Consider the following 26,806-nt stretch of genomic DNA (forward strand, 5'->3'; position numbering starts at 1 on the left):
TTCAATTCAAAGGCGCAGAGGCGCTAAGAGAAGATTTGTTCACGCGGAGGCGCGGAGGCGCGGAGAAATTTAGAATGGCAGAGCTTCGTCGTGGGCTTCACTGTCGCGATGAGTGGACCGCGCCGTTCCTGAACTACTCTCCGCGTCTCCGCGTCTCCGCGTGAAAACTAATCCTTCTCTTCGCGCCCTCGCGCCTTCGCGTGAACCAACCTGCTCTAGTTACTGCGCCGGACGACCGCCGCCGCGGTTGCCGCCGCCCTGACGACCGCCGCCTTGCCGTCCACCGCCGAAACGCTGGCCGCCGCCGCGATTGCCTCGGAATGCGCCGTCGCCGCGATTGCCGCGGAAGCCGCCTTGGACCTGGGGCTGCTGCGGGTTGGCGACCTGGCCGGGCTGCGGAGGCTGGCCTGGTTGACCGAATTGGCCGCGACCGGGACCACGGCCGCGATCGTCGCCGCGGCCGGGACGGCCGTTGCCGAACTGGCCCTGACCGGGCGTGCCGGGATTGCCCTGATAGCCTGGACGGTTGCCACGCCAGCCGCCGTCTCGGCCGCCATTGCCTCGGTTGCCAAAGCCGCCCCAGTTGCCGCGGCCGCCATCGTTGCGGTTGCCGCGATATTGCTGGCGGCCCTGCCAGTAGCGTTGCTGGTTGCCGTTCCAGCGGTGCGGGCGGCGATAGCGATCGTAGACGTAGACGCCCGAGCCGGGATAATAATAATCGCCGCTCCAACCGTAGTAGGAGTTCAGGCCGCCATAGCCTGCGAAGCCATCATAGCCCGCGCCGTAATAGCCCGCGCCGTAATAGCCGTCGCCATAGCCGCCGCCGTAATAGGGATCGCTGGCATAGCCGACGCCCGCGCCGCCATAGCCGTACCCGTCGGTGCAGCCCGCGACGCCCAGTCCGAGACCCAGGGCTAGGCCGATAATGCCGAAGCGCTTCATAAACATGGAGGTTCTCCCGTACGTGGAGAGCGGACACAACGGGCCGCCATTCATCGCACAACGGAGTCCTTATATCGCAAGTTCCATGAATGGGGTCTGACGAGGTTTGGGTTCCATGGGAGCTCGAAGGGACCGCATCCCTCTGCTGTTCCCTCGCGCACGCGGGGGTACAGGGTAGCGGTCGCTGCGGTATCTAGCTGGGCCCCCGCGTCCGCGGGGGAACGAGGCCGCGGGCTTCCGCGGCAAGCGCGCGGTCAGTGGCCGGGGAAGTGGATCAGGGCGATTGCTTCGACGCCATCCGAGCGGAGCGCGTCTGCTCCGCCGAGGTCGGGGAGGTCGACCAGGAACTGGGCTTGCGTGACGACCGCGCCGGCCTTGTGGAGCAGGCGGACCGCCGCGCGGGCGGTGCCGCCGGTGGCGATCAGGTCGTCGACCAGCAGGACGCGAGCGCCGGGGGCGAAGGCGTCGGCGTGGATCGCGATGCGGTCGGTGCCGTACTCCAGAGCATAGTCTTCGGCGATGGTGGCGCCGGGGAGCTTGCCGTCCTTGCGGATCAGCAGGACGCCGGCCCTGAGCGGTGCGGCTAGCGCGGCGGCGAAGAGGAAGCCGCGGGCTTCGATGCCGGCGACCAGGTCGACGGGGCCGGAGACTGCCGCGACCATCCGCTCGATCGCGGTCGCCCAGCCGTTCGGGTCGAGCAGCAAGGTGGTGATGTCGCGGAACTGGATGCCGGGCTTGGGGAAGTCCGGGATGGTGCGGATCAGCGCCTTCAGGTCGGCGTTGCGCTCGTTGATATCGGACATGGGCGTTCCCTTCTTCGCACGAAGCGGCGGCCGTCGCGCGGCGCCGCGCGACGGCCAAAACGAAAGCGGCGGATCAGGCTGTTTGCCCGTCCGCCGCTCCCTCTATCCGTGCGCCCTTACCGCGGGAGCCGGGCCGTCATCAATGCTTAACGTCGCGCCAGACGTTCTGGTAGGCGCCCCAGGCGAGGCCGCAGAAGATCAGGATGAAGATGATCGACGCGAACCCGGCGGCATGGCGTGCCTCGAGGTTCGGCTCGGCGGTCCAGGTCAGGAACGCGGCGACGTCGGTCGACATCTGCTCCTTGGTCGCCTTCGTCCCGTCCGCATAGCCGACCTGGCCATCGGAGGTCAGCGGTGGCGGCATCGCGATGTTGAGGTTCGCGAAATACGGGTTGTAGTGAAGACCCTCTGGCGTCTTGATGTCCGGGAATTCCTTCAACATCTTTGCCGACTGCGGCTGGTAGCCGGTCAGCAGCGAATGGATGTACGCCGCGCCGTCGTGACGTGCCTTCGTCATCAGCGACAGGTCGGGCGGCAGCGCGTTGTTGTTGGCGGCGCGGGCGGCGACGTCGTTGGCGAACGGCAGCGGGAAGTGATCCGACGGAATGTTCTTCCGCGTGGCCGCTTCGCCCGTCTCCGGGTTGATCGACGGCTGCTCGATCACCCACTGGTTGGCGATCGCCTTAACCTCGGGCTCCGAATAACCGATCTTCTGCAGGTCGCGGAACGCCACCAGGCGCAGCGAGTGGCAGGCGGCGCAGACTTCCTTGTAGACCTGGAAACCGCGCTGGAGCTGGCGACGGTCGAACTTGCCGAACACGCCGTTCGAGGCGAGGTCCAGCTCCTTCGGATGGAGATGATACTCGCTCTCGGCGGTCGGTGCGACGGGGTCGGTGATGGCCCCGTAGACGCTGCCGAACAGCGCGATGCCGAGCACCAGCACGAAGGCCGCGCCGACCAGGGATGCGATGAGACGAACCATGTGTGTGTCCTCTAGTTCGTATCAGTGCGCGGCGTGCGGCGTAGAAGCCGTCGACAGCGCGGTCTGGGCCGGGCTCGTGCCACCGTGATTGGCCAGGACGGCCTCGGTGATCGAGTTGGGCAGCGGCCGCGGACGCTCGGAGCGCGAGATCAGCGGCAGGATGATCAGGAAATGCGCGAAGTAGTACGCCGCGCAGATCTGGCTCAGGATCACGTAGGTCGCCGTCGCCGGTGCACCGCCGCAATAGCCGAGGATCAGGATGTCGGCGACCAGCACCCAGAACGCGATCCGCGCCTTGGGCCGATAGTTCATCGAACGGACCGGCGAGCTGTCCAGCCAGGGCAGGAAGAACAGCAGCAGGATCGAGCCGAACATCGCCAGCACGCCCCAGAGCTTGGCCGGCAGGATGAAGTCCGCGGTGAAGGCGCGCAGGATCGCGTAGAACGGCCAGAAATACCATTCGGGAACGATATGCGCGGGCGTCGAGAGCGGGTTCGCCGGGATGTAGTTATCCGGGTGGCCGAGATAGTTCGGGAAGAAGAACAGCAAGCCCGCGAAGATCAGCATGAAGATGCCAAGCCCGAAGCCGTCCTTGGCGGTGTAATAGGGGTGGAACGGGACGGTGTCCTGTTCGCCCTTCACGTCGACGCCGGTCGGGTTGTTCGAGCCGGGGATGTGCAGCGCCCAGATGTGCAGGATGATGACGCCCGCGATCACGAACGGCAGTAGGTAATGCAGCGAGAAGAAGCGGTTGAGCGCGGCATTGTCCGGCGCGAATCCGCCGAGCAGCCAGATGCGGATGGTGTCGCCGACCAGCGGGATCGCCGAGAAGAACCCGGTGATGACCTGCGCGCCCCAGAAGCTCATCTGGCCCCAGGGAAGCACGTAGCCCATGAATGCGGTCGCCATCATCAGCAGGAAGATGACCACGCCGAGCAGCCACACCATCTCGCGTGGCGCCTTGTACGAGCCGTAATAGAGCCCGCGGAAGATGTGCGTGTAGACGACGATGAAGAACATCGAGGCGCCGTTCGCGTGAGCGTAGCGCAGGAACCAGCCCGCATTGACGTCGCGCATGATGCTCTCGACCGAGTCGAACGCGACCAGGCCGTTGGCGGCATAGTGCATCGCCAGGACGATGCCGGTGACGATCTGGATCGCCAGTGCGGCGCCGGCGAGCACGCCGAAGTTCCAGAAATAATTGAGGTTGCGCGGGACGGGATAGCCGCCGCCGAGTGAATTGTAGACGAGCCGGGGAACGGGAAGCCGCTCATCCAGCCACCGCGTCAGCGGCAGCTTCGGTTCGTATTGCTTGGCCCAGGGAAAGCTCATGATGTTTTCCTCAGCCTACCGTGACGACGGTGTCGGAGTTGAAGGCATAGTCCGGAACGTGGAGGTTCGACGGAGCGGGGCCTTTGCGGATGCGCGCGGCGGTGTCGTAGGCCGAGCCGTGGCACGGGCAGAAATAGCCGCCGAACGGTCCCTTGTTCTCACCCTCGCCCGCGCCGAGCGGGACGCAGCCGAGGTGGGTGCAGACGCCCAGCGTGATCAGCCAGTTCTTCTTGCCCGCCTTGGTGCGCTGTTCGAGCGTCTGCGGATCGCGCAGCGTCGAGATATCGACCGCGTCGGCTTCGGAGATTTCCTTCGGCGTCAGGTTGCGCACGAACAGCGGCTGCTTGCGGAAGCTGGTCTTGATCGCCTGGCCGGGAAGGATCTTCGACAGGTCGATCTCGGTGGTCGACTGTGCGAGGACGTCTGCGCTCGGGTTCATCTGGTTGATCAGCGGCAGGACGATCGCAACCGCACCTACCCCTGCAAAGGAGACCGCGGCGATGTTGATGAAATCACGGCGGCGAGGATCATGGGCCTCTTCGTGAAACGGCTCTGGCGATTCGCCGGGGGGAACCATGTCGTCGACTGTCGCCATTCATCTCGCCCTTGCACGTTATTTTTTTCGTGACGGGCTGGGCTTTCGGTTTCGCGAAACCATATCCCCAATCCGTCCGACCGTCCCCACGGAGGCTGTGCTTTGATAGACGGCGGGGCGCGGGTTTGCCAACTGCATTTTGCTTTGGGTTACCGCCTTGCTAGGGGATCGGGCATGAGAATTGCCCTCTATCAGCCCGATATCGCCGGAAATGTCGGCGCGATCCTGCGGACCGCCGCGTGCATGGGGATCGGCGTCGACCTGATCGAACCGATGGGATTCACCTGGAGCGAGAAGGCGGTCGCGCGCTCAGGAATGGATTATGTGGGGGTGGTCGACGTGGTGCGGCATGTCGATTGGGACACGTTCCTAGCGCAGGTGCAGGGGCGGATCGTGTTGCTGACCACCAAGGGCGCGGTGCGGCTGGATGTCGCGGAGTTTCACGAGGACGACGTGCTGCTGATGGGGAGCGAGGGGACTGGGGTTCCTGAGGAGGTGCACGCGCGCGCCGACGTACGGGTGCTGATCCCGATGCGGCCTGGGTTGCGGTCGATGAACATTTCCGTGGCGACGGGGATCGTTGCGGCGGAGGCGTTGCGGCAGACGGGTGGCTGGCCGAGCTGATCCTCCCCGACACGGGGAGGGGGACCGTGCGAAGCATGGTGGAGGGGGTTCACCTCGAACGTACCGCTTCGTCATCACAACTGGTACGCTCGTGGAAGCCCCCCTCCACCCTTCGGCCAAGTAGCCGAACGGTCCCCCTCCCCGTGCCGGGGAGGATTTGGTAGGGACCTGCGCATGACCGATCTCGACCCCCAGCAAGCCGCCGCCCGAACCTGGTTCGAATCCCTGCGCGATCGTATCTGTGCGGAGTTCGAGGCGATCGAGCGGGAGGCGGGTTCCGACGCGTCGTTTGAATATACGCCGTGGGACCGGATCGATCCGTCGGGTGAACCGGGCGGCGGCGGCGTCCGCGGCGTGATGAAGGGCAAGGTCTTCGAGAAGGTCGGCGTCAACGTCTCGACCGTCGGCGGCACGTTCGAAGGCGACTTCGCCAAGTCGATCCACGGGGCCGGCGACGACCCCCGCTTCTTCGCGACCGGGATCAGCCTGGTCGCGCACATGACCAACCCGCATGTGCCGGCGGTGCACATGAACTGCCGCTTCCTCAACACGACCAAGCGCTGGTTCGGCGGCGGCGGCGATCTCAACCCGCCCTTGCCGATCGAGGAGGATACGGCCGACTTTCACGCGACGATGAAGGCGGCGTGCGACGCGCACGATCCGGCGCATTACGAGCGGTTCAGGGACTGGGCGGAGACCTATTTCTACATCCCGCACCGGAAAGTGAGCCGCGGTGTCGGCGGAATTTTCTTCGATCATCTCGATGGCGATTTCGACACCAATTTCGCCTTCACGCGCGATGTCGGCGAGGCGTTTCTGGATGCCTATCCGCGGATCGTGCGGCGGCGGATGGATACGCCGTTCGATGCGGTCGACGAGGCGCGGATGCTCGAATGGCGCGGGCGCTATGCCGAGTTCAATCTCGTCTATGATCGCGGCACGCTGTTCGGGTTGAAGACCGGCGGCAACATCGACGCGATCCTGATGAGCCTGCCGCCGCGCGCGACGTGGTCGTGATCCAGTGGCGCTGATCCCGGTTGCCGACGACGTCCTCGCGACGATCGTCACGACATTGGAAATGCGCAAGCGACCGCCGCTGCGGCCGAGCCCGGGATCGCGGTTGCGGCTGGTGAAGTGGGAGCGGCCGGCGCTGGAGAAATACCGTGCGCTGTTCCGGCGGGTGGGGAGCCCGTGGCTGTGGTTTTCGCGGCTGGTGATGGCGGACGATGTACTCGCGGCGATCGTGCATGATCCGGGGATCGCGGTGTATGCGGTGCTCGATCCGGCGGGAATCGAGGTCGGGATGCTCGAACTCGATTTCCGCGAGGCGGGCGCGTGCGAGATTTCGTATTTCGGGTTGATCCCGGAGCTTGCCGGGCAAGGTCATGGGCGGTGGCTGATGGCCGAAGCGTGCGCGCGGGCCTGGGCGAAGGGGGTGGAGCGGGTCTGGTTGCATACCTGCACGCTCGATCATCCAAGCGCGCTGGGATTTTATCGGGCGCAGGGGTTCGTGGCGGTGAAGCGGACGATCGAGACGTTTCCCGACCCGCGGGCTTCCGGGTTGCTGCCGCCGGAGACCGCGCCACAGATTCCGTATCTGGGGAAGCGGGGGTAAGCGTGAGACGTGTTTCCCCGCGAGCATAAAGGCAGCAGGCGCACTACGAAGCCGAGAAGTCGGGCGTCGAAGAGGTCGCAACCGAAACTCCCTCTCCCCCTTGGGGAGAGGGGCGGGGTGAGGGGCGCCCCAGGCGGAAACGCTGGCAACTGCCCCAAACCCTCACCCCAACCCTCTCCCCGGAGGGGAGAGGGAGCAGTTGGTGCGTGCCTCCTCCGCAGACATTGGCGGAGGCCGGCCCCTACCGCGCCAGGCGGCGGTAGGCGGAGATGGCGATCAGGGCCATCGCGATGCCGGCTGCCATGGCCGCCACCGCGGCGCCGGCATCGACGATCGCCAGCGCGACCGGGTTGGCCTGCCCGCCTTCGCGGAGGGCTCGGTCGAGCATCATGAACGGCGCGCCGACGAGCCAGCCGCTGATGTAGCTGAACGCGGCCAATCCCATGAGTGGGAGCCCCGAACCTCGGCTGAGCGTGAAGCTGCGGCGGATCGCTCCCAATGCACCGAGCGGGGCTTCGGCGAAGAGCGCCGGGCCGGTCAGCATCGTTCGGCCGAGGATGTAGAGGCCGGGGATCGCGTACAGCAGCAGCCCTGCGCCGGCCGGCAGCGAGACGATCACCATCGCCAACAGAAAACGCGGGAAGATTCGCAGGCAGCGCGTCAACGCCTGCCGCAGGTCGAGATGCTCGCGATCGAGATACAGTGCGTAGAACAAGGACGTGCCGAAGAAGCTCATCACATAGGCCAGCAGATACCAGCCGCCATGCGCCGCCGCCCAGGTCTGTACCGCGTCGGCCCAGACCAGCGCCTGCGCCTCGTTATTGCCTGCCGCGGCATCGGGCATCGGCGGATCGGGGACGACCAGCGCGAGCGCGAACGCGGGCAGGAACAGGAACGGCGCGGCGATCCGCAGCAACAGGTCGCGGTCGCGCTTGAACAGCGTCCAGGCGTCGGTGAGGACGGTCGCGAAATCGAGCTTCATCGGGGATTTCATTCCTGGGGAAGTTTCTCTCTGACCGCGACGTAGAGCTGCGCGGTGAAGACCGCGGCGAGCGCGGTGAAGACGGTGGTGACGATCGTGGCGACGACGCCCGACAGGAACGTCGCGGTCGCAATGCCCTTTGCGCCGAGCGCGAGGCGGAAGATGATCCCGGTCACCGACTGCGCGGCCCAGGTGGACACGAGCATGACGATCGCGAACAGGATCAGCACGCCGATGATCCGCCACGTCAGCCCCTTGGTCAGCTGGAAGGAGCGGCGGATCGCACCGACCCTGCGGCGTTCGTTGAGGATGACCGCGTTGAGCAGCGCCAGTCGCGCGCCGATCCAGATCGCGATCAGCGTGAACACTGAGAAGTACAGTATGGCGAACTGCGCGGCACGGCCTTGCGACGGCGCCGTACGAAGCATCGCACTGCCGGCAGCAGAGAATCCGACGTACGGGATCGTTCCCGACGAGGACATCAGCACGATGACCGGCGGTATGACGAGGAGCACCGCGACGAGCGTGATCAGCACGGTGATGCCGAACGCCGGCAACACGCGCGAGCCAGCCTGGCGGCGTGCGGATGCGGCATCGGTGGCGGGGTCGGTCGCGATCGCGACGATCGCGAGCTGCGACCAGAGCATCGCGACCAGCGTCCCGATCGCCAGCACGCTACCGACCAGGGCAAAGCTGATCGTCCCCGGCGTCGAGAACGCGACATAGCCGTCGCGGATCACGCTGGGCACGACCATGCCGAGCAGCGCGATCGGCGTAATCATGCCGGTGCGCCCGTTGAGCACTTCGACCGTGCGATCCCAGACCGTCCCCATCTTCACCATGCGTCTTGCTCCCCCGCTGATCTCGGCTCGCGGGTTAGCCCAAGCCCCTGCACTTGACCACATGGTTGCGACACGCGCCGGAGTTGCAACTTGGCGCGCGGGTGCGCAATTGGGATCGGTGACCACCCCCCTCCCCTCCGATATCGAATGGCGGACCAGCGCCGGCCTGACGCCCTATGCCGACGCGCTGGCGGAAATGGAGACGCGCGCGGCCGCAGTCGGCACCGGCGATGCGCGCGAGCTGCTGTGGATGCTCGAACATCCGCCGGTCTACACCGCAGGCACCAGCGCCGAACCGGGCGACCTGATCGATGCGCGCTTTCCGGTGATCCCGACCGGGCGCGGTGGGAAATACACCTATCATGGGCCGGGCCAGCGGATCGGCTATGTCGTGCTCGACCTGACCAAGCGCGGGCGCGACGTCCGCCGCTATGTCCACGCGCTCGAATCCTGGGTGATCGCGGCGCTCGGCGAACTCGGCGTCGAGGCGTTCGCGGTCGATGGCCGGGTCGGCATCTGGACGCTCGATCGGGGACGAGAGGCCAAGATCGGGGCGATCGGCGTTCGGGTCAGACGTTGGGTCACGCTCCACGGCTTCTCGGTGAACGTCGACCCCGATCTGTCGCACTTTGGCGGTATCGTCCCCTGTGGCTTGCCCGAGTTCGGCGTTACCAGCCTGCAATCGCTGGGCATTAAAGCCGATCTTGCAACTTTCGATGCAGCCCTCGCGTTAACAAACGACGCTTTTCTTGAAACAGTTTCTTGTCCTTGAGAAAACGAGGCTTGAGGGCAAGGCGTTATCGGATTAATGTCCACTACGATTTGGGTATTAAGGGCGAGCAGCCAGCCAAATCCTCTATCTAGGGAGCTTCCACATGCGTGCACTCATTTCCAAGGTCCTGACCGGTTCGCTGATCGCCAGCGCAGCACTTGCCGTTTCGGCTTGCGGTCCGAAGACCGAGACGACCACCGACAACACGATGGTCACCGACATGAACGCCACTGAAGGCATGGACACCATGACCGACAACATGACCGCAGTCGACGGCGCGTCGAACGGTGGCATGATGGCCAACGACACCATGATGGCGAACGACACGATGATATCGAACGACACCATGATGACCAACAACGCAATGTAATCCCGTGGAGATTACCCGCTTTGGCGGGTAGTTTCCGACAGGACCTACGCGGTGTGAAGGGGCGCCCGGGCAACCGGGCGGCCCTTTTCCGTTGTGGCATGCCGCCCCCGATCCGGGCGCATGCAGCGATCGTTCCGGACGCGACGAATCGAGTTTTCCGGCGCGGTGCGGCCGATGTGCTCGCGGCGGTCGGAAAAGGTTAAAATCGCTTGGGAGTTTCCGCGAAACGCTTTAGATTCGGTCCCTTGGAATGCCCCTGGGGAGGTTGGAATGAAAGTGTTGCGTACCGCGCTCGCGCTTTGCGTCGCGTCGAGCGGGCTCGCTGTCGCGCAGTCGGCGTCGGCGCAGTTCTTTTTACAGTCGCGCGATTTTTCGGCCGCTGCCGTGACCGGCGACGAAGCGGATCTGGGGCAGCCCTTGCCCGGTGCGACCCCGGCCGAGACGCGCGCCGCACTCGTATGGCACATGCGTGCGGCACTGAACGTTGCGGCGCTGCAGTGCCAGTTCGAGCCGACCCTGCTGACCGTGCCGACCTACAATTCGATCCTCGCCGATCACGGTGACGAGTTGAAGAATTCGTTCGACACGCTGACCAAATACTTCGTTCGCGTAAACAAGGCGGCGGGCCCCAAGGCCGGGCAGACCGCGCTCGACCAGTTCGGCACGCGCACCTATTCGAGCTTTGCCACGGTCGCTGCGCAGTACGGCTTCTGCCAGACTGCCGCCTCGATCGGTCGCGACGCGATCTTCACGCCGCGCGGGCATTTCTCCGAGGTCGCGCTGGCGCGCTCGCGTGAGCTGCGCAACAGCCTGATCCCCTGGGGCGAGCAGCGCTTCCCGCGTCGCATCGGTCGCGACACGGCCGCGATGCCGCGCCTCGACGTGATCTGCTGGAACAAGAAGGGCGAGTGGGTCGACAAGAAGTGCGGGGCGCAGAACTGGCCGCCAGCAGGCGTCGGGATCGCCGGACGGTAAGGCATCGGGGGTTGTGAGTCGGGACCAAGTCTGCGTCGACTTCTTCCGGCCCCTGCCCTTATCGCGTATCTTTATTCCGCCTCCCCCATCCCGTCACCCCAGCGAAAGCTGGGGTATCCCTCGGGTCAGACGACCGGAGTCAAACGGGGATATCCCAGCTTTCGCTGGGATGACGGGGGGGGCGTCGATCAGGGGGCGGAGTGGAGCGCGCTTGGACGGGACGAAAACGTCCAGCCCCCCCTCCCGAACGCCTCAGCGCAAGCCCAGCAGCTTGTGGGTCTGGAGCGAGAGCCGCCATTGCGGCCGCGCCATCACCATATCCACGCACGCCTCGCGGTTCGCATCCGCATTCGGATCGTCGAGCGGCTGGAGCAGCAGGTTCGCGAAGTCCCATGTCTCGACATCGGCGATATCGGTGCCCGGCTGCGGCCAGACCAGCTTCAGCTCGTCGCCGGTGCGCTGGACCACGATGCTGCCGGCCTTGGGACTGATGCAGACCCAGTCGATCCCGGGGTGTGCGGCAATCGTCCCGTTGCTCTCCATCGCGATCCGGAAGCCGGCCGCATGCAGCGCCTCGACGATCGCGTCGTCGATCTGGAGCATCGGCTCGCCACCGGTGAGCACTACGAACCGGTCGATCGTACCCTCGCCCCAGAACCCCGCGACCGCATCCGCCAACGCCTGCGCATCGGCGAACTTGCCGCCGCCGAGCCCATCGGTGCCGACGAACTCTGTATCGCAGAATTTGCACACCGCGGTGGCGCGATCCTGTTCGCGGCCGGACCACAGGTTGCACCCGGCAAAGCGCACGAACACCGCACGGCGGCCCGCGTTCACGCCCTCGCCCTGCAGCGTCAGGAACATCTCCTTGACCGCATAACTCATCGTCAGATCGGCTTCACGGCATAGCGCGTCGGATCGGCGATCCCGGCCTCGTCGAAGCCCTTCGCGCGCAGCCGGCAGCTATCGCATTCGCCGCAATGCAGGGAGCCAGGTGCTGGATCATAGCATGACCAGCTCAGCCCGAGATCGAGCCCGAGACGCGTGCCTTCGCGGACGATATCCGCCTTCGTCATATGCTGGAGCGGTGCCTGGATGCGGAACGGGTCGCCTTCGACACCGGCCTTGGTCGCGAGTTCGGCGAGACCTTCGAACGCGGCGATGAACTCGGGACGGCAATCGGGATAGCCCGAATAATCGAGCGCGTTGACGCCGATATAGATGTCGCGCGCACCCGCCGCTTCGGCCCAGCCGAGCGCGAGGCTGAGGAAGATCGTGTTGCGCGCCGGCACGTAGGTGACGGGAATGCCGCCGCCGTCTTCGGTACCCGCGCCGTCCTTCGGCACGTCGATATCGGCGGTCAGCGCGGAGCCGCCGAACGCGGACAGATCCATCGGCAGGACGATATGGCGCTCGACGCCGAGCGCGTCGGCGATCCGGCGTGCGGCGGCAAGCTCGACGCGGTGACGCTGGTTATAGTCGAACGACAGCGCGAGCACGCGCTGTCCGGCGTCGCGCGCCATCGCCGCGGATACCATCGAGTCGAGGCCGCCGGAGACGAGGGCGACCGCATAAGGGGAGGATGTCATGATGCGGAGTCCGCTAGGCCAGCAGCGGCCAAAAAGAAAGGGCCGCCCTGTGGAGCGGCCCTGAAGGTTGGCGCGCAAGCGCGCCACAAGGGAGAAAAAACGTGCTGAATAAGAGCACGGAGTCACCTATGCCGACTGGAAGTAAAGATCACGTTAATTCGGCGGTGCGCGCCTGTTTTTCCTTTTAGTCCAGTCGCTTAGCCGTCAACTGGCACCGGAAATTTTGTCGCACAGAACGCGCAGTCGACGATGATGAAGCCGGTTTCGTCCGCCATCGACTGGCGCTCCTCCAATGGGAATTTCGAGATCACGCCCTTGATGTACTCGGGATCGCAGCGACACCCGCGCGTGATCGGGATATCGGCGAGGATGCGAACGTCCTTCTCCTCGTTGAACAGGCGCCAGACGAGCGTTTCCAGCGGCAACGTCGCATCGGTGAGTTCATCGACGCCCATCGTGTTGCCGAGCGTGGCGACATGCTCCCATTCCGGATGATCGAGCTTGGTATGCAGGCGTTCGCGCCCGTCCTCGCCTTCGGGAAGATGCTGGAGGAACAGCCCGCCGGAGATGCAGCGACCGTCGGGGCCTTTCGCCATGCCGGTGCGGATCATCGTCGGGATCTGCTCGGACTGCGTGAAATAGCTCTGCGCGGCCTGCGAAAGCGTATCACCATCGAGCGGCACGATCCCCTGATAGCGTTCGTTGCTGGTCGCCATGTCGAACGTGATCGCGAGATAGCCGGCGCCGAACAGCGCGAACAGCGACGGCTCGGCGGGGGCTTCGGCGAGCTTGTCCGCGTCGTACTCGATATAGCCGCGCACTTCGCCGCCACGATAGTCGCAGACGAGCAACTGGACGACGCCGTTGTCGGTGCGCGTCTGCATCGTTAGCTGGCCGCTCGAGTCCTTGAGCGTCGAACCGATCAGCGCGGCGAGCGTCAGCGCTTCGGCGAGCAGTTTCTCGATCGCGGGCGGATAGGCGTGCGCGGCAAGCACTTCGTCGAGCGCGGTGCCGAGCCGCACGATCCGCCCGCGTGCACTGCGCGCGGGGATCGCGAAAGCCAGCGCACGGTCGAGATCGGTCACGTTGGGATCGAATTTTGGCGTATCGTTCATCGTCCGCCAGATGGTGACCCTGCCCGTTCAGGTCAACCGATCTGCCCGAAGCACCAGCGCAGGACCGACTTCTGCGCGTGGAGGCGATTCTCCGCTTCCTGCCAGATCAGCGACTGTGGGCCGTCGATCACCTCGGGCGTGACTTCCTCGCCGCGGTGCGCGGGCAGGCAGTGGAGGAACTTCGCGTCGGGCTTGGCGAGTGCCATCAGCGCGGCGTCGACCTGGTATGGGGTGAGCGCCTTCAGCTTCGCCTCAGCATGCGCCTGACCCATCGAGATCCACGTGTCGGTCACGACGATATCCGCACCCTCAACCGCCTCGCGTGGATCGGATACGACGCGCGCCCGACCCGACGACCGCGTGATGGCCTCTTCCTCCGGTTGGAACCCCTGCGGGCAGGCCGCGACGACGTCGAACTGCATCAGGCCGGCCGCCTCGACGATCGACGCGAGCACGTTGTTGCCGTCGCCGAGCCACGCGACCTTGAGGCCGGGCAGCGTCTTGCCGCTTTCGATGATCGTCAGCAGGTCGGCCATGATCTGGCACGGATGCGACGCGTCGGTCAGGCCGTTGATGACCGGGACGGAGGCGTAGTGCGCCATCTCCTCGATCTTGGCGTGATCGTCGGTGCGGATCATGATCGCGTCGACATAGCCCGACAAGATGCGCGCGGTATCGGCGATCGACTCGCCGCGGCCGAGTTGCATCGAGCCGCCGTCGGACACGATCGACGTGCCGCCGAGCTGGCGGATCGCCATGTCGAACGAGAAGCGCGTGCGGGTGGAGCTCTTTTCGAAGACCATCGCGAGCGTGTGGCCGGCGAGCGGCGCATCGGTGTCGGTACGGCCCTTGGGGAAGCCGGCGCGGGCCGCCTTGCGGTCGAGTGCATCGGACAGCATCGCGGCGATGCCGTCGGCTCCGGCGTCGGTGAGATTCAGGAAATGGCGGGTCATAATATCCTCCCCGGCACGGGGAGGGGGACCGCGCTCGCAGAGCGGGGTGGAGGGGGACCTCCACGGGCGCTACGCTGCGGGGAAAACCCCCTCCACCATGCTTCGCATGGTCCCCCTCCCCGTGCCGGGGAGGATTTAAGTTAATCGTCGGCGGCGGGTACGTAGACACGCGCGGCGGTCGACAGCTTGTCGATGCACTCGGCGATGTGGCTCTCGTCGATCACCAGCGGCGGCAGGATTCGGACGACGTTCTCGCCCGCCGAGACCAGCAACAGATTGTGGTTGTCGCGCGCGAACGCGACGAACGCACGGCTGTCGCTCTTCAGCTTTAGCCCGAGCATCAGCCCGGTGCCGCGAACGCTGTCGAACAGGTGATCGTGGTTGGGGATCATCTGTTCGAGCCCCTGCCGCAACCGGTCGCCCATCGCGGTGACGTTGTCGAGGAAGCCGTCCTCCAGCATCACGTCGAGGATCGCCTCGCCCGCCGCCATCGCCAGCGGATTGCCGCCATAGGTCGAGCCGTGCGTGCCGGCGACCATGCCCTTGGCCGCTTCCTCGGTCGCGAGGCAGGCGCCCAGCGGGAAGCCGCCGCCGATACCCTTGGCGACCGCCATGATGTCCGGCGTGATGCCGTACAGTTCATGCGCGAAGAACTTGCCGGTGCGGCCATAGCCGCACTGGACCTCGTCGAGCACCAGCAACAGGCCGTGCTCGTCGCAGGCTTTCCGCAAGCCCGTCAGGAACTCGTGGCTCGCCTGGCGGATGCCGCCCTCGCCCTGAATCGGCTCGACCAGGAAGCCCGCTGTATTGTCGTCGATCAGCGCCAGCGCGCCTTCGAGATCGTTGAACTTGGCATAGGCGAACCCCGGCAGCAGCGGCTCGAACCCGTCGCGCATCTTCGCCTGATTGGTCGCCGAGATCGCGCCGAGCGTACGCCCGTGGAACGCGGTATCGAACGTGATCAGCGTGTGGCGCTGCGGATTGCCGTTGGCGAAATGATAGCGCCGCGCGGTCTTGATCGCGCACTCGACCGCCTCGGCACCCGAGTTGGTGAAGAACACCGTGTCCGCGAATGTGTTGTCGACGAGGCGCTGCGCGAGGTGCTCGCCCTGCGGCGACCCGTACAGGTTCGACACGTGCATCAGCGTCGCCGCCTGCTCGGCGATCGCCTTGGTCAGATGCGGGTGGCCGTGGCCGAGCGCGTTGACCGCGATACCGCTGGCGAAATCGAGATACTGCTGGCCGTCCTCGCCGAAGAGGTACGCGCCCTCGCCTCGGACCGGACGCACGCCACACCGCGGGTAGACGGGCATGAGCGGGGTGATGGTCACGACGGCAAGCTCCTTCAAACAGCGAGGGCGACCCTTATCGGCCGCCCGAACCGCCTGATACGAGTGCGGTAGCCGACGCGTCAACCAGAGGGTTTTTCAACGGTAAGATCGGTCATCTCTATCCGAGGTACGCTCGAGCGTACCTGCACACGCGATGCCGACGCATAGGTTACGTCATAGACCAGAGAGTAGCGCTCGATCCGCCGTAGCCCCGGCCGGTCCGCAGCCATGGCGAGTGGCCTGTACAGCCGTTTTGCAAGCGACACCTTAACAGCCTCAACCCAAGCCCCCCGGACATTGTCGGATTGCCGCGCCACATCGATATCCTGCACCGTGCCGTCCGGTCGAACCACGAACGTGACGTCGATCCATTGCGGCACCGGATCGCCGGACATCGCAACGACCTTCGATCCGCTTGCCGAGCGGTCCGGCAGATCGATCGGCGGCGCATAGACGAGTATCGCTTCGTCGGTCCGTTGCCCCGGTGGAACCTTGGCAAGTTCGGCTTTCTCGACGTCGTGCGCCTTGTCACCGGCCTTGATGCGTCGGTCCAGCGTCACCGTCGCCTCGCGAAACGGCGCCAGTTCGGGATCCGTCGTCTCCTGTATATTGCGGACGGCCTTGCGCGCCTGGTAGTTGTAAGTGGAGTCTACGCTGGCCAGCGCGGCGTACAGCACTGCAGTCCTCAGCATCGCAAGCCCCTCCACCTGCTTTAGTTTGGCGGCGTGGGCCTGCTTCGCAACCGTGCTGTAGACGTCCTCGGCTGCGGTATAGCGGCGCTCTTTGGCAAAGGTATCGCCGACGAGCAGGCGTTGCGTCAGGACTCGGGGGTCACTCCGATCGAGGCCGCCCTTGAGAACGTCCAGCGAGTCGATCGAATTGATGCGCGACGAGTCCGACTGGCCGTTCAAGCTCGCCAGTCGCCCGCTTGCGCGGATCAGGTTGGCGACATCAACGGGTATGTCCTTGGCGTATTTCTCGTTGCGGCTGCGCGCCTTCAGAAGCGTCTGTCGGGAGGCCGCATAGTCGCCGACCAGAAACTGATTCTCGGCATGCGCGAGCGATGCCGCAATTTCCTCCTTGGGCGAGCAGCCCCGCGCGATGCATTAGGCGAGTGCGTGCTCGGTGCTCGAGAGCCGCTGTCCGACAACGACGATCGTCGTGTCACCCCCTGGCATTTGGGCGGGTGGGACCACGGCGGCGGCCTGGAGAAGAGCAACGACGACCAGGATCATGCGGTTAGGCCCTACGCAAGCAACATCGGGAGCAACTGTACCCGACGGCGCACACTTGTCCATCGACGGTGTCTACAACGGCGTCGAGGTGCACGTCATCGCTCACGCGTCGATCGCTTCCTCGTCCATTCGTCCCGCGTTCTCCTGGATGAAGGCGAAGCGGTGGGCGGGGTTGTTGCCCATCAGGCGGTCGACGAGGTCTTTCACCTGTGCGCGCTCCTCATATTCCTGCGGGAGCGTGATGCGGAGCATGCCGCGGGTGGCGGGGTCCATCGTGGTTTCGCGGAGCTGGCTCGGGTTCATCTCGCCGAGGCCCTTGAAGCGGCCGACATCGACCTTCTTGCCCTTGAACACGGTGCGTTCGAGTTCGGCGCGGTGCGCGTCGTCTCTCGCGTAGATGCTCTTGGTGCCGACGGTGAGGCGGTAGAGCGGCGGTTGCGCGAGGTAGAGATGCCCACGACGGACGAGTTCGGGCATCTCCTGGAAGAAGAACGTCATCAGCAGCGTGGCGATGTGCGCGCCGTCGACGTCTGCGTCGGTCATGATGACGATGCGTTCGTAGCGCAGCGTGTCCGGCGTACAGTCTTTTCGCGTGCCGCAGCCGAGAGCGAGGGTGAGGTCGGCGATTTCCTGGTTGGCGAAGATCTTCGCGCTGGTGGCCGACGCGACGTTGAGGATCTTGCCGCGGATCGGGAGGATCGCCTGCGTCTTGCGGTCACGCGCCTGCTTCGCCGAGCCGCCTGCCGAATCGCCCTCGACGATGAACAGCTCGGTGCCCTCGGGCGAGTTCGCCGAACAGTCGGTGAGCTTGCCGGGCAGGCGCAGCTTCCGTGCGGACGTTGCGGTCTTGCGCTTGACGTCGCGCTCCTGCTTGCGGCGCAGGCGTTCGTCCATCCGCTCCAGCACGTAATTCAGCAGCGCCTTGCCGCGCTCCATGTTGTGGCTGAGGAAATGGTCGAAATGATCGCGCACTGCCTTCTCGACGAGGCCGGCGGCTTCGGGGCTGGTGAGGCGATCCTTGGTCTGGCTCTGGAATTGCGGCTCGCGGATGAAGACCGACAGCATCAGTTCGCTGCCGACCATGACGTCGTCCGCGCTCATATCCTTGGTCTTCTTGTTCCCGACGAGGTCGCCGAACGCGCGCAGGCCGCGGACCAGCGCCTGGCGGAGGCCCTGTTCGTGCGTGCCGCCGTCGGGGGTCGGGATGGTGTTGCAATACCAGCTATACGAGCCGTCGCTCCACAGCGGCCACGCGACCGCCCATTCGACGCGGCCCTGCGTTTCGCCGTTCGCGCTCGGGAAATCCTGCGAGCCGGAGAAGAAGTCGGAGGTCGCGCATTCGCGGCCGGCGATCTGGTCGCGGAGGTGATCGGCGAGGCCGCCGGGGAACTGGAACACGGCGTGTGCGGGGGTATCGTCCGCGATCAGGTCGGGTGCGCAGTGCCAGCGAATCTCGACGCCGGCGAACAGATACGCCTTCGAGCGGACGAGCTTGTAGAGGCGCTGCGGCTTGAAGTTCAGTTCGGTGCCGAAGATCTCGGTATCGGGCGTGAAGGCGACGCTAGTCCCGCGACGGTTGGGCGTGGCCCCAAGATGCTCGATCGGCCCGAGCGTCAGCCCCTTGGCGAAGCGCTGGCGGTACAATTGCCGATCGCGCGCGACTTCGACGACGGTGTCGGACGACAGCGCGTTGACGACGCTGATGCCGACGCCGTGCAGGCCGCCCGACGTCGCATAGGCCTTGCCCGCGAACTTGCCACCCGAATGGAGCGTCGAGAGGATCACCTCTAGCGCGGACTTGTCGGGGAACTTCGGGTGCGGGTCCACCGGGATGCCGCGGCCGTTGTCGACGATCGTCAGGCGGTTGTTCGCCTCCAGCGTGACTTCGATCCGCGTCGCGTGGCCGGCGACCGCCTCGTCCATCGCGTTGTCGAGCACTTCGGCGGCGAGGTGATGCAACGCGCGCTCGTCGGTACCGCCGACGTACATGCCAGGGCGGCGACGTACGGGTTCGAGGCCTTCGAGCACCTCGATCGAGGACGCGTCATAGGTGTTTGCAGCGGTCTTCCCGCCAGACGCGCCCGGGGACGCGAACAGATCTTCAGCCATGGAGCGAACGTAGCCGCTGGCTTGCGACAAAGCCACAGGCTCTGTTTGTTCTCCGTGTTACCGGAAAGCCACATTGATGTAGATTGTTGCATCGATGGGATAAATTTCGAGCGATCCGCCGTTTATGAAAAACCTGTCATGAAGTTTCCGGGAGTGAATATGAGCAAGACGATGATGGTGGCGCTCGCTGGCGCCGCTACGCTGGGGTTCGCGGCACCTGCCGCTGCGCAGGAAGTTACGGCCGACGCGCCGTTCAGCGGCATCTATTTCGGTGCGGCCGGTGGCTATGACGTCCAGCCGAACGACGAGGGTTCGTCGATCCTGTTCGATCGCAATCTCGATGGCCGCTTCGGTGACGCCGTCACGACCGCTGCCGGCGCCAACGCGTTCTCGCCGGGTTTCTGCAACGGCGCCGCACGGAGCAGCACGGCTCCTGCCGTCGGTGGCCGTGGCTGCCGGAACGATAAGGACAACACCGCCTATTACGCGCGCGTCGGCATCGACCAGCAGCGTGGCAACATCGTCGTCGGCGTCGTCGGCGAGTTCGGCAAGTCGAACATCCGCGACAGCGTCACCGCCTTCTCGACCACGCCCGCCTTCTACACGATGACGCGCGACCTCGACTGGGAAGCCTCGATCCGTGGCCGTGTGGGCTATGCGGTCAACACGACGCTGTTCTACGGCACGTTCGGTCCGGGCTATGCGCGCATCAACCGCGATTTCTATTCGAGCAACACGGCCAACGCCTATGCGCAGAGCGGCAAGAAGAATCAGTTCGGCATCACCGGCGGCGGTGGCATCGAGCAGAAGCTCGGCAAGAACATCTCGGTCGGCATGGAATACATGTTCCACCAGTATCAGGACGACGACGCGCGCGTTCTCGTGACGCGCGGCACGCAGCCGGCGAACAACCCGTTCGTGCTCGCGCCGAACACGGCTGGTACCGCGTTCAAGCGCTCGGATGACAACTTCCGCTGGCACAGCCTGCGCGGCACGGTGGCGTTCCGGTTCTGAGGCGCAGGGCGGCCCGCACCAAGCTGGTGCAGGACTCGCCCAAGCCCGGCCGGCGCGGCTCGCCGCGACCGACGACATGGGCTTTGCCCATGGCTAGCGTGATATCAAAAAGGCCGCTTCCTCACACGGGGAAGCGGCCTTCTTTGATTGCATGCAAAATTTGTTTCCCCGCGAAGGCGGGGACCCAGTCTGGGCTCCCGCCTTCGCGGGAGAACAAGGAAGGGGCGGAAGACGCGTTGAGCTGCAAGAATCACCACCCCGGCGGAGGCCGGGGCCCCGTTGGGAAACGTTGCCAAACGGGCGCGGCGCTCAGTAACCGCTACCTTTCCAATTGGGCCCCGGCCTTCGCCGGGGTGGTAGCAGTTAGAGAAAGGCCGCTTCCTCGCCCGAGGAAACGGCCTTTTCTATACCAAGCTAGCCATGGGCAAAGCCCATGTCGTCGGCCGCGGCTAGCCGCGCCGGCCGGGCTTGGGCGAGTCCTGCGCGAGGTTGGGGCAGGCCGCCCTGCGCCTCACCTCGGCCGCGGACCGCCGAACGGAAGCGGCGGAGTCGGACGGCGATCGCGGCGCGGCAACTGCGCCTGGTAGGCATGGCCACAATGATCGACGCAATACGGGAACCCCGGGTTCACCGCCTTGCCGCAGAAGTGGAAGTCGGGCTCGCCAGGATGGCCGAGCGGCCATTTGCAGATGCGATCGTTCAGTTCGAGCAGGCTCGTCTTGTTCGCCATCTCGGCCGACGGCTTGGCGGGCACGAGGCGGCGCGGCGGGGCCGGCGTGCTCGGCGGCTGCTGCTCGCCGGGTGCCTGGCGAAGGAAGCCGCCGGGGCCGACCGAGCGCAGGATCGGCTGCGGCGCGCGGACGGGTGCGGCGACGGCCGGAGCAGCCTCGTCCTCATCCTCGTCCTCATCCTCGTCCTCGTCCTCGTCGTCCTCAGGCTCTTCGGCGACCGGCTCTGGTTCGACCGGTACCGCAGGCTTGGCCGCTGCGACGACGGGCGGCGCGACCGGGGCGGGCTTGGGGGCTTCGACCTCGACCGGCTCCGATGCCGCGACCGGTTCGGGGGCCGCCGCCGCAACCGACGCCGATGCTTCGGCAGCAGCTGCTGCCTTGGCCTCGGGATCGTTCGGCTTCACCGGCGACGGGCGCGCCTGCAGTTCGAGGCGGTGCGCCTTGCCGATGACGGCGTTGCGGCTGACGCCACCCAGTGCTTCGGCGATCTGGCTGGCGGTCTGGCCGGCCTCCCACATCGTCTTGAGCGTCGCGATGCGCTCGTCGGTCCAGGACATGTTCGTTCCTTAGTCTACGTCAGTCGGCCAATCTTCAAGCCGGGTTGCGGGCGGCAGCGGCAGGGATTACCCGCAACTCCCATGAGCAGCCAGCCCCCAATCGGTGAAATCCAGTCGGCGGTGCATTCCGCCCCCGGTGTTCCCGTCATAAAGAGCGTGAACTGGGAGGGACTGCGAACCCTCTATATCAAGGAGGTGCGCCGGTTCTTCAAGGTGCAGCTCCAGACGGTGTGGGCGCCGGCGATCACGACGTTGCTGTTTCTGATCGTGTTCACCATCGCGACCGGCGCGAAAAGCCCGGTACCGGTCGATGGCCAGATCGTCGATTTTGCCGATTTCATCGCGCCGGGGCTGATCATCGCGCAGGGCATGATGGGTCCGGCATTCGCCAATGCGAGCTTCTCGCTGCTGGCCGGCAAGATGCAGGGGACGATCGTCGACTACCTTCAGCCGCCCTTGTCGACGGGTGAGTTGCTGGCCGCGCTGGTCGGCGGCGCGATCACGCGTGCGGTCATCGTCGGGATCGTCGTGTGGGCGGCGATGGCGCTGTATCCGGGTGTGCACGTGACGCCGCATGCACCGCTCGCGATCATCTGGTTCGGGTTGCTGGGCGCGACGTTCCTCGCGTTGCTGGGCGTGCTGACGTCGATCTGGGCGGACAAGTTCGATCATGCCGCGGCGGTCACCAACTTCGTGATCGCGCCGCTGTCGCTGTTGTCGGGGACGTTCTACTCGGTCGACAAGCTCGCCCCGGCGTTCCGCGCGTTCAGCCATGCGAACCCGTTCTTCTACATCATCTCGGGCTTTCGCTACGGGTTCCTCGGCATTGCCGACTCGCCAGTGATGGTCGGCGGGATCGTGATCCTGGTGATCGATCTCGTGCTCGCGACGCTGTGCTACCGGTTGCTGAAGAGCGGTTGGAAGCTGAAGAACTGATGCACAGGCTCGCGCTTTGGCTGGTGGCGTTGGCGGTGGCTTTGCTGCCGGTCGGTGCGGTAGCGCAGGGTGCGGTGGCGGACCCGGCTTTGCGGGCTAAGGCGGATGCGCTGGTCGCGATCCTCGACGGGCGCGGTGCCTACGACACGTATTTTGCGGCGAGCTTCCGCGAAAAGGTGCCCAAGGCGCAGTTTTCGGTGATCGCCGAGAAGCTGAAGACGACGCTGGGCGCCCCGCAGAAGATCGAGTCGCTGGCGGCGACGTCGGCGTGGTCCGCGGATCTGGTCGTTGGCTATGCGCGGGGGACGGCGAGCGTTCGGCTGGTGATAGCCCCCGAGGCGCCGCATGCTGCGACCGGGTTGCTGATTACGGGTACGGGCGCGCGGTACGATACTTTGGCGAAGGTCGAGGCGGAGTTTCGTGCACTGCCGGGGGCTAGCGGTTTCGGGCTGTACGCGTTGGGCAGCGGCAGGCCTGAGCCGATCCTCGAATACCGTGCGGACGTTGCGGCGCCGCTGGGGTCGGCGTTCAAGCTCTGGGTGCTGGCGGAATTGGCGCGGCAGGTGGCAGGCGGCGAGCGGCATTGGGAGGACGTCGTGAAGGTCGGGGCGCCGTCCCTGCCGTCCGGTGTTTTGCAGAGCTGGCCTGCCGGGTCGCCGGTGACGGTGCAGACGCTGGCGACGATGATGATCTCGATCAGCGACAATACCGCGACGGATACGCTGCTGACGACGCTCGGACGCGCGAAGGTCGATGCGATGGCGGAGGCTGCTGGCGGCAGCGTGCCGGTAATGACCACGCGCGAGATGTTTGCGCTGAAGGGCGATCCGGCGCTGACGAAGGCCTGGGCGGCTGGGTCTGTGGACGAACGGCGGGCGCTGCTGGTGGACAATGCGGTGAAAATTTCCACCGCCAAGCTGGATCCTACCGTGTTCGCGGGGAAGCCGGTGGCGATCGACAGCGTCGAATGGTTTGCGAGTTCGGCGGCGATGGCTGTCGTGCTGAACGCGCTGCGGGGAGCGGACGCTACGACTCGGGCGGTGCTGGCGGTCAATGCGGGGGTCGATCCGGCGATCGCCAAGCGGTTTGGGTATGTCGGGTTCAAGGGAGGTGGCGAGCCTGGGGTGCTAACGCTGAACTACCTGGTGCAGGCGAAGGACGGGCGCTGGTATGCGGCGACCGGGAACTGGCACCGGACGGACGACGGCGTGAACGAGGTGCGGTTTGCGGGGTTGATGGGGCGGGCGCTGGCGTTGCTGGCGGCCCGGTAGGGTCGCTGCTTTTCGCTGAATGCCCCCATAGGCTGATCAAATACAGCGCGAACGCAACCCATGCCGTTCCCCCGCGAAGGCGGGGGTCCAGGGTAACTGAAGACGGCGTTTGTGATCCTGGGCTCCTGCGTTCGCAGGAGAACAGCTTATTAAGTGGGCTCAGGCCCGCCCAGCCGCCTGCCAGCTATCGGCGCAGAGTCCGTAGATCAGGCTGTCGCGCAACCCCAGATGCGTTTCCCACTCGTCGCGTAACAGACGCTCGCGACGGAAACCGAGACGTTCCAGCAACGTGATCGACGCAGTATTCTCGGTATCCGCGTCGGCGAACACGCGGCTGCGACCTTCCGCGAACAGGCGATCGATCACTGCCGACACAGCCTCCCGCGCGATCCCTCGCCCCCACGCTTCGCGCGCGAGGATGAAACCGATCTCCGTCACCCCTGCTCCATCGGCCTCGCTGCCCGAGACCCAGCCGATCGCGCGGTCGTCGCCGGTGCGGGTGATCGCCCAAGTGCGCTGGTTACCCGGTGCGGCTTCCTCGGCGAGGTAGGTGCGGACGTCGTCGACCGAGCCCAAGGGGCCGTCCGCGGAATAGGCCATCAGCTCCGCATCGGCGAGCATCGGGTGCAATGCAGGCGCATCGCCCTCGACGAGCGGGCGCAAGCGCAGCCGTCGCGTCTTCAGCACCGGCGATACGCCGGCGCGCCGTGGTCTGCGTCCGGGTTGCCTCACGCGGTAAGCGCATCCACGAGCGCGCGGACTTTCTTCTGGCGCCACTGCGGGAGCGGGGCGACGAGCCAATACCCCCCCTTCGAGGGCTGCGACTCGCCGATAAGCCGTACGCGGGCCTGCGCCAGATCGCGGCGAGCAAGAAGTTCCGGCACCGTCGCGCGACCGAGCCCCGCCGCCGCCGCATCGATCGCGAGCCCAGCGTCAGTGACGCGAACCAGCGCTACGCCGTCCTCGCCCGACCATGCGATCGCGGCTTCGCTATCGGTGCCGGGCTTGGCGATCGTCACCATGCCCTCTGATTCCAGTGCCTCACCCTCATGCTCGCCGGGACCATCGCCCCAGCGGATTGCGAGGTCGAGATTGGCTTCGGTAAAATCGACATTCTCGTCGGCGGTGATCAGCACGAAACGCAGTTCGGGATCGGCCTCGGCGATCTGGGCGAGCCGCGGCATCAGCCACTTCTCGGTCAGGTCGCGCGGCGCGGCGATCGTCAACGATTTGGAGGACTGCCCCGCCTGCATGGCGCGCACGGCTTCCTCGAACTGCAGGAACCCGCCACGGAGCGCGCCTAGACCCGCTTCCGCTTCAGGCGTCAGTTCGAGCCCGCGCGTCGTACGGCGGAACAGCACGACGCCCAGCGTATCTTCCAGCGCACGGATCTGCTGCCCGACTGCCGCCGGCGTCACCGCCAACTCGTCTGCTGCGCGCGTAAACGACAGATGCCGCGCCGCCGCATCGAGCACGCGCAGGCCATTGAGCGGGAGATGCGTGCGCTTCAATTCAGCACCGCGGGGGCGAACAGCGAGAAGCGGGGTATCTCGACCGCGAACACGGCGCCGTCTTCGCGGACCATCTGGTAGCTCCCCTGCATCGCACCCGACGGGGTCGCGAGCGGGCAGCCCGAGACGTAATCGAAGCTCGCACCCGGTTCGATCACCGGCTGTTCGCCGACCACGCCTTCGCCCTCGACCGAGTGACGCGCGCCGCGGCCGTCGGTGATCACCCAGTGGCGGGTGAGCAGCTGGACGGTCTCGGTGCCCTCGTTCTCGAGGCGGATGTGATAGGCCCAGAACCAGCGGCCACGCTCGGGCTCGGACTGTTCGGGCAAATAGCTGACCGACACGCGCACCGTCACGCCATCGGTCGTCGCCGCGTTGGGGAACAGCGCCTTCACAGGCCAGCCTGGCGCAGCGCCTGGTCGAGGTCGTCGATCACGTCCTGCACATCCTCGAGCCCGACGTTGATCCGCAACAGACCCTCGGTCACGCCCATCTCGATCTGCTTGTCGGGCGACACGCTCGCGTGCGTGGTCGAGGCCGGATGAGTCATCAGCGAGCGTGAGTCGCCGATGTTGTTCGAGATGTCGACCAATTCCAGCGCGTCGAGCAACGCGTGCGCCTGTTCGCGCCCCTCGACCTCGAACGCGAAGATCGGCCCGCATGCGTCCATCTGGCGCTTGGCCAGTTCGTGCTGCGGATGGCTCGGCAGGAAGGGGTGCAGCACGCGGGGCACGCGGCCTTCGAGGAATTCACCGACCTTCATCGCGTTCTCGGACTGCCGGTGGATACGCAGGTCGAGCGTCTCGAGGCCCTTGAGCACCACCCACGCGTTGAATGGCGACAGCGTCGGCCCGGTGTTGCGCGTGAACGGCAGCAGCGTGTTGGTGATGAAATCCTCGGTTCCGCAAACCGCGCCGGCGAGCACGCGGCCCTGCCCGTCCATCATCTTGGTCGCGCTGTACGCGGTGACGTCCGCGCCGAACTCCATCGGCCGCTGCAAGGCCGGCGTCGCGAACGCGTTGTCGACCACCGTCGTGATGCCGCGTTCGCGCGCGATATCGCAGATCGCCTTGAGGTCGGCGATGTCCATCGTCGGGTTGGCAGGCGTCTCGAAGAAGAACACCTTCGTCTCGGGACGGACCGCATCGAGAAACGCCTGCGGGTCGCGCGCATCGACGATCGTCGTGGCGATCCCGAACTTCGGCAGCAGCGTGTCGGTCAGCCAGCGGCACGAGCCGAACGCCGCACGCCCGCCGACGAGGTGATCGCCGGTCTGGAGCTGGCACAGCAGCGACGCGGTCATCGCCGCCATGCCCGTCGCCATCGTCCGGCACGCCTCGGCGCCTTCCAGCAGCGCAATCCGCTCCTCGAGCATCTGCACGGTCGGGTTCTGCAGGCGGGAATAGGTCATCCCCTCCTGTTCGCCGGCAAAGCGCGCCGCGGCGTCGCCCGCCTTGTCGTAGCAATAGCCCGAGGTGAGGAACAACGCCTCCGACGTCTCGCCATATTCGCTGCGGGCGGTGCCGCCGCGGATGGCGCGCGTCGCGGGACGCCAATGCTGAGTGATCGAACGATCCTGGCCGGTCTTGCGCTTCATGCGCGCCGCTTTGCCGGGGGGGA

General features: G+C 65.8%; 28 protein-coding genes. 9 read left to right on the top strand and 19 right to left on the bottom strand.

What is annotated here, in order from left to right; genetic code table 11:
• Positions 1–219: 219 nt before the first annotated feature.
• The 5 genes from IFT67_RS06265 to petA all read right to left on the bottom strand — a co-directional run bounded on the left by IFT67_RS06265 (position 220) and on the right by petA (position 4,636).
• Positions 220–948 carry a hypothetical protein gene (locus IFT67_RS06265; RefSeq protein ID WP_192145583.1) on the bottom strand — a complete coding sequence of 243 codons (729 nt, stop codon included), beginning with the start codon at positions 946–948 and terminating at the stop codon, positions 220–222.
• A gap of 248 nt (positions 949–1,196) precedes the next feature.
• The gene (locus tag IFT67_RS06270) at positions 1,197–1,745 is read right to left on the bottom strand and encodes an adenine phosphoribosyltransferase (RefSeq protein ID WP_192145585.1); all 549 of its coding nucleotides are present in this window, start codon (positions 1,743–1,745) and stop codon (positions 1,197–1,199) included.
• A gap of 139 nt (positions 1,746–1,884) precedes the next feature.
• Positions 1,885–2,727 carry a cytochrome c1 gene (locus IFT67_RS06275; RefSeq protein ID WP_192145587.1) on the bottom strand — a complete coding sequence of 281 codons (843 nt, stop codon included), beginning with the start codon at positions 2,725–2,727 and terminating at the stop codon, positions 1,885–1,887.
• Between the two features lie 21 nt (positions 2,728–2,748).
• Positions 2,749–4,059, bottom strand: a complete 1,311-nt coding sequence (locus IFT67_RS06280) for a cytochrome b (protein ID WP_192145589.1) — start codon at positions 4,057–4,059, stop codon at positions 2,749–2,751.
• 10 nt (positions 4,060–4,069) lie between these two features.
• The gene (petA, locus tag IFT67_RS06285; protein ID WP_056489394.1) at positions 4,070–4,636 is read right to left on the bottom strand and encodes a ubiquinol-cytochrome c reductase iron-sulfur subunit; all 567 of its coding nucleotides are present in this window, start codon (positions 4,634–4,636) and stop codon (positions 4,070–4,072) included.
• Between the two features lie 192 nt (positions 4,637–4,828).
• On the opposite strand from petA, the gene IFT67_RS06290 reads away from it, so the two are divergent.
• The 3 genes from IFT67_RS06290 to IFT67_RS06300 all read left to right on the top strand — a co-directional run bounded on the left by IFT67_RS06290 (position 4,829) and on the right by IFT67_RS06300 (position 6,893).
• Positions 4,829–5,278, top strand: a complete 450-nt coding sequence (locus IFT67_RS06290) for a tRNA (cytidine(34)-2'-O)-methyltransferase (protein ID WP_192145591.1) — start codon at positions 4,829–4,831, stop codon at positions 5,276–5,278.
• A gap of 174 nt (positions 5,279–5,452) precedes the next feature.
• Complete coding sequence (gene hemF / locus IFT67_RS06295; protein WP_192145593.1) at positions 5,453–6,295, top strand: oxygen-dependent coproporphyrinogen oxidase; 843 nt, start codon at positions 5,453–5,455, stop codon at positions 6,293–6,295.
• A gap of 4 nt (positions 6,296–6,299) precedes the next feature.
• Positions 6,300–6,893: a GNAT family N-acetyltransferase gene (locus IFT67_RS06300; protein WP_192145595.1), complete on the top strand. Its 594-nt coding sequence runs from the start codon at positions 6,300–6,302 to the stop codon at positions 6,891–6,893.
• Positions 6,894–7,134: 241 nt separating this feature from the next.
• Here IFT67_RS06300 and IFT67_RS06305 read toward each other — a convergent pair whose 3' ends face one another.
• Entirely contained in the window at positions 7,135–7,875 is a 741-nt protein-coding gene (locus tag IFT67_RS06305) for a hypothetical protein (RefSeq protein ID WP_192145597.1), read from the bottom strand.
• Between the two features lie 8 nt (positions 7,876–7,883).
• Positions 7,884–8,717, bottom strand: coding sequence for a glycerophosphodiester phosphodiesterase family protein (locus tag IFT67_RS06310; protein ID WP_192145599.1), 834 nt, complete (start codon positions 8,715–8,717; stop codon positions 7,884–7,886).
• 118 nt (positions 8,718–8,835) lie between these two features.
• Here IFT67_RS06310 and lipB point away from each other — a divergent pair, with 118 nt between their 5' ends.
• The 3 genes from lipB to IFT67_RS06325 all read left to right on the top strand — a co-directional run bounded on the left by lipB (position 8,836) and on the right by IFT67_RS06325 (position 10,834).
• On the top strand, positions 8,836–9,489 hold the full coding sequence (lipB, locus tag IFT67_RS06315; RefSeq protein WP_342450569.1) for a lipoyl(octanoyl) transferase LipB: 654 nt from the start codon (positions 8,836–8,838) through the stop codon (positions 9,487–9,489).
• Between the two features lie 103 nt (positions 9,490–9,592).
• On the top strand, positions 9,593–9,859 hold the full coding sequence (locus IFT67_RS06320) for a hypothetical protein (RefSeq protein WP_192145602.1): 267 nt from the start codon (positions 9,593–9,595) through the stop codon (positions 9,857–9,859).
• A 270-nt stretch (positions 9,860–10,129) separates the two neighbouring features.
• On the top strand, positions 10,130–10,834 hold the full coding sequence (locus IFT67_RS06325; protein ID WP_192145604.1) for a hypothetical protein: 705 nt from the start codon (positions 10,130–10,132) through the stop codon (positions 10,832–10,834).
• A gap of 252 nt (positions 10,835–11,086) precedes the next feature.
• Here IFT67_RS06325 and queE read toward each other — a convergent pair whose 3' ends face one another.
• The 7 genes from queE to parE all read right to left on the bottom strand — a co-directional run bounded on the left by queE (position 11,087) and on the right by parE (position 19,166).
• Positions 11,087–11,719: a 7-carboxy-7-deazaguanine synthase gene (queE, locus tag IFT67_RS06330; RefSeq protein ID WP_192145606.1), complete on the bottom strand. Its 633-nt coding sequence runs from the start codon at positions 11,717–11,719 to the stop codon at positions 11,087–11,089.
• A gap of 2 nt (positions 11,720–11,721) precedes the next feature.
• Positions 11,722–12,423, bottom strand: coding sequence for a 7-cyano-7-deazaguanine synthase QueC (queC, locus tag IFT67_RS06335; RefSeq protein ID WP_192145607.1), 702 nt, complete (start codon positions 12,421–12,423; stop codon positions 11,722–11,724).
• A 197-nt stretch (positions 12,424–12,620) separates the two neighbouring features.
• On the bottom strand, positions 12,621–13,538 hold the full coding sequence (hslO, locus tag IFT67_RS06340) for an Hsp33 family molecular chaperone HslO (protein ID WP_192145609.1): 918 nt from the start codon (positions 13,536–13,538) through the stop codon (positions 12,621–12,623).
• Between the two features lie 32 nt (positions 13,539–13,570).
• On the bottom strand, positions 13,571–14,491 hold the full coding sequence (argF, locus tag IFT67_RS06345) for an ornithine carbamoyltransferase (RefSeq protein ID WP_192145611.1): 921 nt from the start codon (positions 14,489–14,491) through the stop codon (positions 13,571–13,573).
• Positions 14,492–14,631: 140 nt separating this feature from the next.
• The gene (locus tag IFT67_RS06350; RefSeq protein WP_192145613.1) at positions 14,632–15,822 is read right to left on the bottom strand and encodes an acetylornithine transaminase; all 1,191 of its coding nucleotides are present in this window, start codon (positions 15,820–15,822) and stop codon (positions 14,632–14,634) included.
• 80 nt (positions 15,823–15,902) lie between these two features.
• The gene (locus tag IFT67_RS06355; RefSeq protein WP_192145615.1) at positions 15,903–16,733 is read right to left on the bottom strand and encodes a hypothetical protein; all 831 of its coding nucleotides are present in this window, start codon (positions 16,731–16,733) and stop codon (positions 15,903–15,905) included.
• 426 nt (positions 16,734–17,159) lie between these two features.
• The gene (gene parE / locus IFT67_RS06360; protein WP_192145617.1) at positions 17,160–19,166 is read right to left on the bottom strand and encodes a DNA topoisomerase IV subunit B; all 2,007 of its coding nucleotides are present in this window, start codon (positions 19,164–19,166) and stop codon (positions 17,160–17,162) included.
• Between the two features lie 159 nt (positions 19,167–19,325).
• On the opposite strand from parE, the gene IFT67_RS06365 reads away from it, so the two are divergent.
• Positions 19,326–20,180, top strand: a complete 855-nt coding sequence (locus tag IFT67_RS06365; protein ID WP_192145619.1) for an outer membrane protein — start codon at positions 19,326–19,328, stop codon at positions 20,178–20,180.
• A 511-nt stretch (positions 20,181–20,691) separates the two neighbouring features.
• On the opposite strand, the gene IFT67_RS06370 is transcribed toward IFT67_RS06365, so the two are convergent.
• Complete coding sequence (locus IFT67_RS06370) at positions 20,692–21,468, bottom strand: GcrA family cell cycle regulator (protein WP_192145621.1); 777 nt, start codon at positions 21,466–21,468, stop codon at positions 20,692–20,694.
• A gap of 81 nt (positions 21,469–21,549) precedes the next feature.
• Between IFT67_RS06370 and IFT67_RS06375 the strand changes: the two genes are divergently transcribed.
• Positions 21,550–22,404 (top strand): ABC transporter permease, encoded by an 855-nt coding sequence (locus tag IFT67_RS06375; RefSeq protein WP_192145623.1) that lies wholly within the window; start codon positions 21,550–21,552, stop codon positions 22,402–22,404.
• On the top strand, positions 22,404–23,675 hold the full coding sequence (locus IFT67_RS06380) for a serine hydrolase (protein ID WP_192145625.1): 1,272 nt from the start codon (positions 22,404–22,406) through the stop codon (positions 23,673–23,675). Before IFT67_RS06375 ends, IFT67_RS06380 begins: the two co-directional genes overlap by 1 nt.
• Positions 23,676–23,834: 159 nt before the next feature.
• On the opposite strand, the gene IFT67_RS06385 is transcribed toward IFT67_RS06380, so the two are convergent.
• The 4 genes from IFT67_RS06385 to IFT67_RS06400 are packed head-to-tail and all read right to left on the bottom strand — an operon-like array spanning position 23,835 to position 26,783.
• Positions 23,835–24,362 (bottom strand): GNAT family N-acetyltransferase, encoded by a 528-nt coding sequence (locus IFT67_RS06385; RefSeq protein ID WP_342450570.1) that lies wholly within the window; start codon positions 24,360–24,362, stop codon positions 23,835–23,837.
• 41 nt (positions 24,363–24,403) lie between these two features.
• A complete protein-coding gene (locus IFT67_RS06390; RefSeq protein WP_056055436.1) occupies positions 24,404–25,186 on the bottom strand; it encodes a LysR family transcriptional regulator in 783 nt (260 codons plus the stop codon).
• Entirely contained in the window at positions 25,183–25,581 is a 399-nt protein-coding gene (apaG, locus tag IFT67_RS06395; RefSeq protein WP_056488567.1) for a Co2+/Mg2+ efflux facilitator ApaG/CorD, read from the bottom strand. Before apaG ends, IFT67_RS06390 begins: the two co-directional genes overlap by 4 nt.
• Complete coding sequence (locus tag IFT67_RS06400; protein WP_192145628.1) at positions 25,578–26,783, bottom strand: trans-sulfuration enzyme family protein; 1,206 nt, start codon at positions 26,781–26,783, stop codon at positions 25,578–25,580. The genes apaG and IFT67_RS06400 overlap by 4 nt, the downstream gene beginning before the upstream one ends.
• Positions 26,784–26,806: the final 23 nt, after the last annotated feature.

Origin of the sequence: Sphingomonas sp. CFBP 13728 (assembly GCF_014841895.1) — a bacterium.
Classification (GTDB): domain Bacteria; phylum Pseudomonadota; class Alphaproteobacteria; order Sphingomonadales; family Sphingomonadaceae; genus Sphingomonas.